We start from the raw sequence: 11,714 nt of genomic DNA, 5'->3' as shown, positions 1-11,714 counted from the left end.
CCGTCGGGGCGGATCCGGCGCAGGCGCCAGGACGTAGGGTCTTCTCATGCCTCAGCTCGACACCCCCGTACGCCTCGGCGTCCAGCTCCAGCCCCAGCACGTCTCCTACGCGCAGCTCCGCGACGCCGTGGCGCGGCTGGAGGAGATGGGGGTCGACATCCTGTTCAACTGGGATCACTTCTTCCCGCTGTTCGGGGAGCCCGACGGTGCGCACTTCGAGTCGTGGACGATGCTCGCCGCGTGGGCCGAGCAGACCAAGCGGGTCGAGTTCGGAGCCCTGGTGAACTGCAACTCGTACCGGAACCCCGACCTGCAGGCCGACATGGCCCGCACGATCGACCACATCTCCGCCCGTGGCACCGGGACCGGGCGCTTCATCTTCGGCACGGGCTCGGGATGGTTCGCGCGCGACTACGAGGAGTACGGGTACGAGTTCGGCACCGCGGGGTCGCGGCTGGACGACCTCGCCGACGGCCTCGCGCGCATCGAGAAGCGATGGGCTGCGCTGAACCCCGCCCCGACGCGGGAGATCCCGGTCATGATCGGTGGGAAGGGCGAGCAGAAGACCCTCCGGCTCGTCGCCCGGCACGCGGACATCTGGCACAGCTTCGTCGCGCCCGACGAGGTCGCCCACAAGCTCGACGTCATCGCCCGGTGGTCCGAGACGGAGGGGCGCGACACCTCCGACCTCGTCGTGTCGAACGAGCTGCGCGACCGGAGCGAGGCCGACGCCGACGCTCTGTACACCGCGGGGACGCGCCTGTTCACCCTGGGCTTCTCGGGTCCGGAGTGGGACTACGACGTCGTGCGCTCCTGGCTCCGCTGGCGGGACGCGAAGAACGCCTGACCCCGGAGCGCCGGGCGCGGTGCGCGGGGCTCGGTGCGCCGCGTGAAAAACGCGGGCGATATCGCCCCGAACGGGCCCCGCGAGCCCCGACACGCCGCGAATCTCCCCGGCCTTTGACGGCGGGTGTTCGGCATCCGCCCGGTTCGCTTGTCGCCTCTTGCGGGTCGGACGCCGCCGCACCCGCGCCACGCGACAAGTGAACGGTCAGGTCAGGCGGGCGAACGCCAGGGCGGGGATCCAGGCGGAGGTGAAGAGGGCGTAGCCCGCGGTCGCCGAGGTGAGCACGAGGCCGATGCCGGCGATGGTGCGGGCCGTGCCGGGGCGCGATCGCGCCACGGCCAGCGCCAGCGCGACCGGGATGATCGTGCCGATCGCGACGAGGGCCGTGCCGACCTGCGCGGCGGAAACACGGTCGCTCGGGAAGCAGTTCCTCGGGCCGGGCATGCTCAGTGCGCAGGCCTCGGGGCCTGTCGGCACCACCACCAGCCACAGGATGCCGAGCCCGACCGCGGCGATGACGATGACCGCGCCGACCATTGCGCGCAGCCGGCGGTCTGTCTCGGCCGCGACCCGCAAGGTCGGGGAGCTCATGCAGCCGACTCTAGCCGCGCGGTTCCGCGGGCCCCGCGTGAAAGACGCGGGAGAAAACGGCCCGAAAGGCTCTGGCGAAGGCCGACACGCCGCGAATCTCCCCAGGGTTTCACCGGGCAGCCCCCGGGTGCCCGGGGCTCGGTCACGTGTCGCGTCCCGCGGGTCCGCGCGTTGCGCCGGCAAGTAGCGAGTCCGAGACATCGGCTCGGTACCCGCGCGGGCGGATCGTCGCTTACCGTGGAGAGCGCGCTCGGCCCCGGGAGCGTAGAGCGGAAGGCACTCATGAAGATCGTCGCATCGGCCGACTGGCGAGACGGACTCGAGTACGACATTCCGGTCCTCGTCTCCGATGTCATCCCCGGAGAGCCGACCAAGTGCTTCGCGTGCGGGACGGACTCTCCGCTGCGCGAGCGTGATGAGCTGTGGGCGGTGAAGCACCGGCATCCGAAGAACCACGACGGGTTCGTGCGCTTCTACTGCGTCACGCACGTTCCGCCGCTGCCGGTGAAGGCTCCCGCGCCCGCCGCGGCCGCCCCCGCCCGCGCGCGCCGCGCCCCCGCCGCCCCTCGCCCCGAGCGCACGGTCGCCCCGCGGCGCACGCAGGATTTCGATCGCGTCCGCCAGATGTGCCCGAACTGCTTCGTCGAAGTCTCCGCGGCCGGCGAATGCGGCATGTGCGGCTGGTCGGCTGCGTGAATCGATCCGTCATCCGATGACGCGAGAGTGAACCGGTGAGCGACGTCGAACTCGCGCGCATCCCCGCCGGATCCGTCGACCTCGCCGCCGCCCGGGGGCGTCCTCGGCGTCGCGTCCTCCTCGAGGCGTTCGAACTCGGCGTGTACCCCGTCACCGAGGAGCAGCTCGCCGAGGTGATCGGCGAGACCGCCGTGCACCCCCGGCGCCCCGCGGTCCGGGTGAGCTGGCTGCGCGCGATCCGTTTCTGCAATGCCCTCTCGGAGTGGGAGGGTCTCGACGGGGCCTACGCATTCGACGGCGAGGACGTCACCTGGCACGTCGATTCCGACGGCTACCGGCTCCCCACCGAGGCCGAGTGGGAGTACGCCTGCCGCGCCGGATCCACGGGGGCGCACTACGGGCCTCTTCGGGACGTCGCGTGGACGGCCGCCGATGGCGTGAGTTCTCCGCAGGACGTCGGAGCGCGGCATCCGAATCTCTTCGGTCTCTTCGACACGCTCGGGAACGTCTGGGAATGGTGCTGGGATCTCTTCGACCCGGCGCAGCATCGCGCGGTGCGGGTCCTCCGCGGCGGATCGTTCGTCGACGACAGCGCGAGCGCACGCGCAGCGACCCGCCGTGGCGACGCCCCTCGCGAGGGATACGCGGATGTCGGGTTCCGTGTCGCCCGCGGCGGGTTCGACGCGATCGACGCGGCCCAGGGATGGTCGGCGCGAGCGGACCGCGACCGCGCGCTGGAGTGACACCGACGCGCGACACCGACGCGCGACCGCGCCCGACCGGGCGCTTCGGGGCGCGCGTAGTCTGGGCGGGTGAGCGTATCGGGCCTGTTCGACGAGAGTTCCTGGATGCCGGCCCCCGGCGCCCCCGACGGCGGTTACACCGACATCACGTCGCATGTGTCGCTCGACGGGCGCATCGCGCGGATCGCCTTCGACCGGCCCGAGGTGCGCAACGCTTTTCGCCCGCACACCGTCGATGAGCTGTTCCGGGCCCTCGACATCGCCCGGCAGGACCCGCGGATCGGCGTCGTCCTGCTCACCGGCAACGGTCCGAGCCCGAAGGACGGCGGCTGGGCCTTTTGCTCGGGCGGTGACCAGAGGATCCGCGGCCGCGACGGCTACACCTACGCCGCCGACGATGCGGTGGCGCCGGATGCCGCCCGCGCCGGCCGCCTGCACATCCTCGAGGTGCAGCGGCTCATCCGATTCATGCCCAAGGTCGTCATCGCCGTGATCCCCGGGTGGGCGGCCGGGGGAGGACATTCGCTGCACGTCGTCTGCGACATGTCGATCGCGAGCGCCGAGCACGGACGCTTCAAGCAGACGGATGCCGACGTCGGATCGTTCGACGCCGGATACGGCTCCGCCTACTTCGCCCGCCAGATCGGGCAGAAGTTCGCCCGTGAGGTCTTCTTCCTCGCCGAGGAGTACTCCGCGCAGCGCGCCTACGAGATGGGCGCCGTCAACCGGGTCGTCCCGCACGCCGAGCTCGAGCGGGAGGCGATCGCGATGGCGCGGACGATCCTGACGAAGTCGCCGACGGCGATCCGCATGCTGAAGTTCGCCTTCAACGCCGTCGACGACGGGATGGTGGGGCAGCAGGTGTTCGCCGGAGAGGCGACCCGCCTGGCCTACGGCACCGACGAGGCCGTCGAGGGCCGCGACTCGTTCCTGCAGAAGCGCGATCCGGACTGGTCGCCCTACCCCTGGCACTACTGATGCACGCCGGATGCCGGCCGGGCGCGGCGGGCCGAACTCCTCCGATCCGGGGCCGCCGGAGCGGCACGCGTGGCGTGTCGGGCGGTTCCGGCGCGGAATGGAGGAGTTCGGTACGGGCGGGTAGCGCGATAGCACCCCCGCGGCAGGCGACGGCAGCACCCCTGGCAGGACTGATGCACGCCGGATGCCGGCCGGGCGCGGCGGGCCGAACTCCTCCGATCCGGGGCTGCCGGAGCGGCACGCGTGGCGTGTCGGGCGGTTCCGGCGCGGAATGGAGGAGTTCGGTACGGCCCGGCGGCGGCAGTTCGGTGCGGCGCGGCGGCGCGACGTCGGTCGCCGGCGGCCGGGCGGCGCGGCCATGAGGCTCGAGACGGCCGCGGGGGATGACCCGCGCGACATCCTCCGGGCTCTGAAAGCCGCGATCCACGGCCCGGGGCCGGCCCTCGGGGTGGGGCTCGTCGGCGATGTGCCCGACGAGGTCCCGGCGGGCACGGCCGTGGTCGTCACCACGTCGGGGTCGACAGGCGTTCCGAAGAGCGTCGTCCTCGGTCGCGACGCGCTCATCTCCTCAGCCCTCGCGACCGCCGACCGCATCGGCGAGGGCGCGTGGCTGCTGGCCCTCCCGGCCACCTACGTCGCCGGCATCCAGGTCCTGGTGCGTTCGATCGTCGCCGGGCGCGAGCCCGCCGTGCTCTCGGGCTCCTTCTCGCCGCAGGCGTTCGCCGCCGCGGCGCTGATGATGGCGTCATCCGAGAACGGCGTCCGCACCCCGACCTTCACCTCGCTGGTCCCGGCTCAGCTCCAGCGCCTCCTCGACGCCGCGGTCGACGATCACGCCGTCGCCGCCGCCCTCGGGTCGTTCGAGCGGATCCTCATCGGCGGACAGGCCCTTCCCGCCGCCCTCCGCGAACGTGCGGAAGCCGCCGGGGTCCGCATCGTCCGCACCTACGGATCGACCGAGACCAGCGGCGGGTGCGTGTACGACGGACGCCCGCTCCGCGGGGTCGCGATGCGCATCGACGACGGTGAAGTCCAGCTCAGCGGGCCGGTCCTCGCGTCGGGCTACCTGGGTGAACCCGACCGCACGCGCGCGGTCTTCGTGCACGACGCCGACGGCACCCGCTGGTACCGCACGGGGGACGCCGGCGTCATCGACGACGGGGTCCTGCGCATCCAGGGCCGCATCGACAACGTGATCGTGTCGGGCGGGGTCAACATCTCCCTCGACCGCGTCGAGCATGCCGTGCGCACGGTCATGGGGCTGCAGGATGCCGTCGTGGTGGGCGTCCCCGACGACCGGTGGGGCGAGGCCTCGGTCATCGTTGTTCCGCGGGGCGAAGCCCTCCGGCGCAGCGAGGCGGATCAGCTCGCGCGGGCCCGCGAGGTCGTCGCCGCCGAGGTCGGTCGCCACGCGCGCCCGGCGCGTCTGGTCCTGGTCGACGAGATCGCCGAACTCCCGTCCGGGAAGCCCGACCGCGAGGCGATCCGCCGCGCCGTCCTCGCCCTGCACTGACGCTCGACCACGCACACCGACGCCGCCCGCCGGCGCCCCGTCCCCCGTGCCATCGCCCGTGCTCGTAAGATGTGCACTCGTGGCACGCACCTCCGGCAAGAAGCGCTCGCACCCGTCCAAGAACCGGCGGGGTTCCCGCGGCAACCCGCAGAAGGTCACGCCCCTCGTGCGCGAACCGGTGACCCCGGCGGGACCCCGCGACTGGATCGGCGCCGCTCGCCTGCGGACCCTGCCCCTCGCCGTGGCCCCCGTCCTCATCGGCACGGGCGCGGCGATGCTCGTGCTCGACTCGCTCCGCTGGGTCATCGCGCTCCTGTGCCTCGTCGTCGCCGTCGCGCTGCAGATCGGCGTGAACTACGCCAACGACTACAGCGACGGCATCCGCGGCACCGACGACGTCCGGGTGGGTCCCGCACGCCTCACCGGCGCCGGGAAGGCGAAGCCGCGCACGGTCCTCACCGTCGCCCTCGTCTTCTTCGGCATCGCCGCGGTGGCGGGGCTCGCGATCACCATCCGCACCGAGCAGTGGTGGCTGCTCGCCGTCGGCGTCGCCGCCATCGCCGCCGCGTGGTTCTACACCGGCGGGAAGCGTCCCTACGGCTACGCCGGGCTCGGCGAGCTCTTCGTCTTCGTCTTCTTCGGCCTCGTCGCGACGCTCGGGACGACGTGGGTGCAGGCCCTCGCCCTGCCGCAGGAAGCCTGGTTCGGAGCAATCGCCGCGGGCTTCCTCGCGTGCGCGGTGCTGCTGGCGAACAACCTGCGCGACCTCGACCAGGACCGTGCGGCGGGCAAGCGCACTCTGTCGGTGCGCATCGGCCGCACCGCCACACGCTGGCTCTTCACGGTCTTCGTGCTGATCCCGTTCGTGATCGCGGTGTTCCTCGCGCTGTTCTACCCGATCGCCTGGCTGACGCTGCTGGTGCTGCTGGCGGCCCTGCCGGCGATCCTCATCGTCTGGACCTACCGCGACCCCCGGGAGCTGGTCGTCGCGCTCGGGCTGTGCTCACTGACCTCGGTCGCGTACGCCGGGTTCCTCTTCTGGGCCTTCGTCGGCTGACACCGGAGTGGATGCCGCAGCCGCCGGCCCCGACCCGCGCTCGGCCGCGGCATCCTCGGCCTCCTCGTCGCTGACGCGCTCGCGCGATCGGGCGCGGCGCGCGGCGATGCCGGCGGTGACGTCCTCGAGCGGACGGCGGAGGAAGAGGAGCGAGAGGCTCAGGCCGATGAGGGCGGCGAAGATCGCCGCCAGCAGGTAGTACTGGCGCATGATCGGGAAGAGCATGAAGATGCCGAACGGCACCAGGAACGCCGCCAGCCGCAGCACGGTGTAGAGGATCACAGAGCGCGCTTTCACCCTGCCATCCTACGGTTCGGTCACGACGCCGCCCCCGCCTCCGGCGGGACGCCTAGGATGGAGGGATGACGAGGGTACTCCTCATCGGAGCGCTGGTGGCCACGCTGTTCTGGGTGTACAGCATCGTCGACTGCGCCCTCCAGCCGCCCACCCGCCACCGCGGGGTGAGCAAGCCGATCTGGATCCTCATCGTCGTGATCATCCCGGTCCTCGGCGGCATCCTGTGGTTCATCGTCGGTCGCGCCCGACCCTCGAGCGCGCGCCCGTCGCGGGCACCCGACGACGACCCCGACTTCCTGGGACGCATCGGCTCGATCAGCGACCAGGACGAGCGCATCCGCCGGCTCGAAGAGGAACTCGCCCAGCTCGACGCCGAGGACGACGATCCGCGCTGGCAGCGGCCGGGAACGGATGCCGGCACAACCGGGGCCGCAGGGGCCACCGGCGCGACCGCTGCGGGAGCCACCGACGCCGCTCTCCCGGACGCGCCGCCGCCCGCCGACGGCGACGACGACGCCCGCGGTCAGCGCGGCGCCCACGGCTGACGTGGGCGACGATCCCCGGGAGGCGGCCTCTCCGGCCACGGACGCGGCCGCCGCGCTCGTCCAGCGTCTCGTCGAACGCGGCGTGACGCACATCGTCCTGAGCCCCGGGTCGCGCTCGCAGTCCCTCGCCCTCGTCGCCGCCGCGCTGGAGCGCGACGGCCGCATCGCCCTGCACGTCCGCATCGACGAGCGCGTCGCGGGCTTCACCGCCCTCGGCATCGGCCGCGAGACCGGCACCCCCGCCGCGGTCGTCTGCACCTCCGGCACCGCCGTCGCGAACCTTCTCCCGGCCGCCCTGGAAGCCCACCATGCCGGCATTCCGATGCTGCTGCTCACCGCCGACCGCCCGCCGGAGCTGCGCGGGGTCGGCGCGAACCAGACCACCCGTCAGCCGGGGATGTTCGCCCCGAGCGTGCGCCTCGAGACCGACGTCCCGACGCCGGACGAGACGGATCCGACCGGCGACGGCCCGCAGACGCTCATGCTCCGCCGGCTCGCCGACGAGGCCATGGACGCCGCCCTCGGCGCCGGGCTCCGGTCCGCCGGGCCGGTCCATCTGAACCTGCCGTATCGCGAGCCCCTCGCCGGGACGCTCCCCGCGTGGCTCGCCCTCGACGTCGCGGCGTCCGGTTCCGACACCGGGCCGTCGACCGACCACGACGACGACACCGACCACGACGACACCGGCGTCGCCGTCGACCCCGACGGTTCGGGGGCGCTGTACCAGGGCGGCGGGGGGATCGGCGTCTCCGACCTCCCCGGCGACCCCGACGACGCCCCGCTCATGCTGGCGCGCGGACCGCGGACCCTGGTGATCGCCGGCGCGGACGCGGGACCGGATGCCGAGCATCTCGCGCACCTCGGCGGCTGGCCGCTGGTGGCGGAGGTCGTCAGCGGTGCGCGGTTCGGGCGGAACCTCGTCCACGCGTACCGCGCCCTTCTGTCGGACCCCGAACTCGGCGGTCGCGTCGAGCGCGCGGTCGTCCTCGGGCATCCGACCCTCAGCCGCGAGGTCGCCCGGCTCCTCGCCGATCCCGACATCGAGGTCGTCGCCCTCCGCGGCCCCGGGGAGCCGCTCAACCTCAACGGCGCGACGGTCGCGGCGGATGCCGTGGCCGTGGCCGCCGGAGAGATCGACCGCACGTGGCTCGGGGCGTGGGTCCGCGCCTCCCGCGACGCCGCCGTCGATCTCGCGCCGCCCGCCCCCGACGCGGACGCCCTCGCCTCGGCGGTCCCCGCCGAGCGCCTCGGCGCGCTGTCGGCCGAGCTCGCCGTCGCCCGCCGCCGCGTGGACCGCGAGATCCTCGTCGACGCCGTCTGGCGGGCATCGTGGCCGCACGATCGCCTCGTGTTCGGCTCGTCGCGCCTCGTGCGCGTGGCCGACACGGTCCTCGGCGGCAAGAAGGTCGTCGTGCACGCCAACCGCGGCCTGGCCGGGATCGACGGCACGATCGCCACCGCCTTCGGCGTGGCCGCCGCCAGTCAGCGCGGCGGTGCGCCCGGGGTCACCCGCGTCCTGCTCGGCGACCTCGCCGCCCTCCACGACGTCGGCGCACTGCTCCTCCCGCCCGCCGAGGACGAGCCGCGGCTCCAGGTGATCGTGGGGAACGACGCCGGGGGTACCATCTTCGACTCGCTCGAGGTGGCCGCCCTCGCCGACGCCGACGCGATGGACCGCGTGCTCTACACCCCGCACACGGTCCGCTTCGAGCAGCTCGCGCTCGCCTACGGGTGGGAGTACCGGCGGGTCACCACGCGCGCCGAGCTGGACCAGGTGCTCACCTCTCCGGTGGGCGGGCGGCAGATCATCGAGGTTCCGCTCGAGCGCTGAACCGGACAGGATGGGGCGATGACGGCGAAGAGTCAGACACACAGCCAGGGCGACCTCGCGGAGCTCCTCCGCGTGCGGGAGGGCTTCGTCCTGACGGACGTCGACACCCGATCCACCCCGGGCTACGGCCAGACGAAGTCCGACGCGCAGGACGACCTCGCCGCCGGGGCGGAGGAGTTCGACGACCTGCAGGAGCGGCTCTACGCCCAGAGCCGCGAGAATCCGGATTCGCCCGCGGTGCTCCTGGTCCTCCAGGCAATGGACACCGCCGGCAAGGGCGGGATCGTGCGACATGTCATCGGCGCGACCGACCCCCAGGGCATCCACCTGAAGGCTTTCAAGAAGCCGACGCCCGAAGAGCTCGAGCGCGACTTCCTGTGGCGCATCGAGCGCGAAGTGCCCCGGCCGGGCTACATCGGCGTCTTCGACCGCTCGCACTACGAGGACGTCCTCATCGGGCGGGTGCGCGCCCTCGCGACGCCCGATGAGATCGAGCGACGCTACGACGCGATCAACGACTTCGAGCGCCGCCTCACGGACGCCGGCATCCACCTCGTGAAGGTCATGCTCCACATCTCGAAGGACGAGCAGCGGGAGCGTCTCGCCGCGCGCCTCGACCGACCCGACAAGCACTGGAAGTTCAACCCCGGCGACATCGACGAGCGACAGCTGTGGGACGACTACATGGGGGCCTATCAGGTCGTCCTCGACCGCACGTCCACCCCGCACGCGCCCTGGCACGTCGTACCCGCCGACCGGAAGTGGTACGCGCGCCTGGCCGTCCAGGCGCTGCTCCTCGACGTGCTGGAGCGCATCGATCCGCAGTGGCCTGTGGCGTCCTTCGACGTCGAGGCCGAGAAGGCACGGCTCGCCGCGAGCTGACCCGCACCCGGCGTCACGGCCGACGTTTCGTAGGCTGAGTCGGTGCCCCAGCCCCCTCAGCCTCCCCACCCGGATCCGGTCCACCGGATCGCCGACGCCTACGTCGTCGAGCTCGCCCGCCACGAGCCGGATGCCGCGCAGGCGCTCGGCCGGGACGACGGCCCCGCGCTCCCCGACCTGTCGCCGGCCTGGCTGCGGCGTCGATACGACCTCCAGGGCGAGGTCCTGGAGAGCCTCGACGCCCTCCCGGCGGATGCCGGCGATCCCGCGCTCCGCGCCGCCCTGCGCGAGCGTCTCGAACGCGAGCGACTGCTGTTCGACACCGGATTCACCCCGCGCCTCGTCGCGGGGCTCGCGACGCCGGTACACCTCGTCCGCTACGCCGTGGAGGGGCTCACGCTGACATCGGATGCCGCGGGTCAGGCCCTCCTCGCGCGCCTCGAGGCTGCGCCGGCAGCGGTCCGGGAGTATCTCGCGAGCCTCCGCTGGGCGCGCGAGAACGCCGACCGCTTCACCGGGAGCGGCGTCGCCCCCTTCCGGCAGCTCGACACCCTCGCCGCCCAGCTGGAACGCTGGATCGAGGCGGACTGGTTCGGGAGCGTCCCGGTCGCCCCGGCCGTCGACGAGGGCATCCGCGCGCGCGTCCGCCGCGCCGCGGATGAGACGAACCGCGCGCTCGCCGATCTGGTCGCCGCCCTTCGCGGCGACCTCCGGGACGCCGCGCCGACGGAGGACGGGGTGGGTGAGGACGTCTACCCGGACCTCGCCGCCGCGATGCTCGGCGCGCGGATTGACCTCGTCGACACCTATGCGTACGGCTGGACGGAGCTCGCCCGTCTCACCGACGAGGCCAGCGCGCTCGCCCGGGATCTCGGGGGCGCCGGCGACGACCCGGTCCGCGCGGCCGCGGCTCTCCTCGACGACGACCCGCGCTACCGGCTCGAGGGCGTCGAGGCCATCCGCGGGTGGCTCACCCGGCGGGTGGATGAGACGACGACGGCGCTGTCGGATGCCTTCTCCCTCCCGGCCGGCATCCGTCGCGTGGAGTGCGTCGTCGCCGAGGCGGCGGACGGCGTCGTCTACTACACGCCCGCGCCGCCGGACGGCTCCGCGCCCAGCCGCATCGTCTGGACGATCCCGAGCGGGGTGCCGGTGGCCGCGTCCTGGCAGGAGGTGACGAGCGTCCACCACGAGGGGCTCCCCGGCCACCACCTGCAGTTCGTCGTCACCGCCTCCGACCCCCATCTGCACCCGTGGCAGCGACACCTCTGCCACATCCACGGGTACGCCGAGGGGTGGGCGCACTACGCCGAGCAGCTGTCGGACGAGCTGGGTCTCGTCCGCGACCCGGCCGAGCGTCTCGGGCTCGTGCTGGGGCAGATCTGGCGTTCTGTGCGGATCGTGGCCGACATCGGCCTCCACACCGGGTGGGCGGTGCCCGAGGGTGCGGTCGTCCCGCCCCAGGCGTGGACACCCGACCTCGCCCGGCGGATGCTGGTGGACCTTGCGCTGGTCGAGCCGCATCTCGCCGGCTTCGAGGTCGACCGCTACCTCGGGTGGCCGGGGCAGGCGCTCGCGTTCAAGGTGGGCGCACGGCTGTGGGCCGAGGCCCGCGCTGCACGCGAAGCCGCGGACGGCGCGGACTTCTCGCTCCGCGACTTCCACCGCGACGCGCTCGGCCTCGGGCCGATGGGCCTCGAGCCGCTTCGCGAGCGCCTCCTGGGCTGACGGAGC

Annotated in this window: 12 protein-coding genes; 10 read left to right on the top strand and 2 right to left on the bottom strand. The window is 73.1% G+C overall.

Going from position 1 to position 11,714, the window contains the following annotated elements:
- Window positions 1-46: 46 nt before the first annotated feature.
- Window positions 47-847 carry an LLM class F420-dependent oxidoreductase gene (locus ABXJ56_RS03205; protein ID WP_353998279.1) on the top strand — a complete coding sequence of 267 codons (801 nt, stop codon included), beginning with the start codon at window positions 47-49 and terminating at the stop codon, window positions 845-847.
- 204 nt (window positions 848-1,051) lie between these two features.
- Here ABXJ56_RS03205 and ABXJ56_RS03200 read toward each other — a convergent pair whose 3' ends face one another.
- The gene (locus tag ABXJ56_RS03200) at window positions 1,052-1,438 is read right to left on the bottom strand and encodes a hypothetical protein (protein WP_353998278.1); all 387 of its coding nucleotides are present in this window, start codon (window positions 1,436-1,438) and stop codon (window positions 1,052-1,054) included.
- A 282-nt stretch (window positions 1,439-1,720) separates the two neighbouring features.
- Here ABXJ56_RS03200 and ABXJ56_RS03195 point away from each other — a divergent pair, with 282 nt between their 5' ends.
- The 5 genes from ABXJ56_RS03195 to ABXJ56_RS03175 all read left to right on the top strand — a co-directional run bounded on the left by ABXJ56_RS03195 (window position 1,721) and on the right by ABXJ56_RS03175 (window position 6,425).
- Window positions 1,721-2,134, top strand: a complete 414-nt coding sequence (locus ABXJ56_RS03195; protein WP_353998277.1) for a glucose-6-phosphate dehydrogenase — start codon at window positions 1,721-1,723, stop codon at window positions 2,132-2,134.
- Between the two features lie 35 nt (window positions 2,135-2,169).
- Window positions 2,170-2,877 carry a formylglycine-generating enzyme family protein gene (locus ABXJ56_RS03190; RefSeq protein ID WP_353998276.1) on the top strand — a complete coding sequence of 236 codons (708 nt, stop codon included), beginning with the start codon at window positions 2,170-2,172 and terminating at the stop codon, window positions 2,875-2,877.
- A gap of 69 nt (window positions 2,878-2,946) precedes the next feature.
- Window positions 2,947-3,855 (top strand): 1,4-dihydroxy-2-naphthoyl-CoA synthase, encoded by a 909-nt coding sequence (locus ABXJ56_RS03185; RefSeq protein WP_353998275.1) that lies wholly within the window; start codon window positions 2,947-2,949, stop codon window positions 3,853-3,855.
- 358 nt (window positions 3,856-4,213) lie between these two features.
- Window positions 4,214-5,368 (top strand): AMP-binding protein, encoded by a 1,155-nt coding sequence (locus tag ABXJ56_RS03180; RefSeq protein ID WP_353999953.1) that lies wholly within the window; start codon window positions 4,214-4,216, stop codon window positions 5,366-5,368.
- A gap of 79 nt (window positions 5,369-5,447) precedes the next feature.
- Window positions 5,448-6,425, top strand: a complete 978-nt coding sequence (locus tag ABXJ56_RS03175; protein ID WP_353998274.1) for a 1,4-dihydroxy-2-naphthoate polyprenyltransferase — start codon at window positions 5,448-5,450, stop codon at window positions 6,423-6,425.
- Here ABXJ56_RS03175 and ABXJ56_RS03170 read toward each other — a convergent pair.
- Window positions 6,372-6,722 carry a DUF4229 domain-containing protein gene (locus ABXJ56_RS03170; protein ID WP_353998273.1) on the bottom strand — a complete coding sequence of 117 codons (351 nt, stop codon included), beginning with the start codon at window positions 6,720-6,722 and terminating at the stop codon, window positions 6,372-6,374. The two genes, ABXJ56_RS03175 and ABXJ56_RS03170, sit on opposite strands and share 54 nt — an antisense overlap.
- A gap of 65 nt (window positions 6,723-6,787) precedes the next feature.
- On the opposite strand from ABXJ56_RS03170, the gene ABXJ56_RS03165 reads away from it, so the two are divergent.
- Genes ABXJ56_RS03165 through ABXJ56_RS03150 form a run of 4 tightly spaced genes read left to right on the top strand, consistent with a single transcriptional unit; the run spans window position 6,788 to window position 11,708 of the window.
- A complete protein-coding gene (locus ABXJ56_RS03165; protein WP_353998272.1) occupies window positions 6,788-7,267 on the top strand; it encodes a PLD nuclease N-terminal domain-containing protein in 480 nt (159 codons plus the stop codon).
- 1 nt (window position 7,268) lies between these two features.
- Window positions 7,269-9,098 (top strand): 2-succinyl-5-enolpyruvyl-6-hydroxy-3-cyclohexene-1-carboxylate synthase, encoded by a 1,830-nt coding sequence (gene menD, locus ABXJ56_RS03160; protein WP_353998271.1) that lies wholly within the window; start codon window positions 7,269-7,271, stop codon window positions 9,096-9,098.
- 18 nt (window positions 9,099-9,116) lie between these two features.
- Window positions 9,117-9,980, top strand: coding sequence for a polyphosphate kinase 2 family protein (locus tag ABXJ56_RS03155; RefSeq protein WP_353998270.1), 864 nt, complete (start codon window positions 9,117-9,119; stop codon window positions 9,978-9,980).
- Between the two features lie 42 nt (window positions 9,981-10,022).
- Window positions 10,023-11,708, top strand: a complete 1,686-nt coding sequence (locus tag ABXJ56_RS03150; protein ID WP_353998269.1) for a DUF885 domain-containing protein — start codon at window positions 10,023-10,025, stop codon at window positions 11,706-11,708.
- The last annotated feature ends 6 nt before the right edge of the window (window positions 11,709-11,714 follow it).

The organism is Microbacterium aurantiacum (assembly GCF_040532595.1).
Lineage (GTDB): Bacteria > Actinomycetota > Actinomycetes > Actinomycetales > Microbacteriaceae > Microbacterium > Microbacterium chocolatum_B.
Note: the sequence above shows the minus strand (reverse complement) of the source record. Positions and strands in the feature narration are given on the sequence as shown.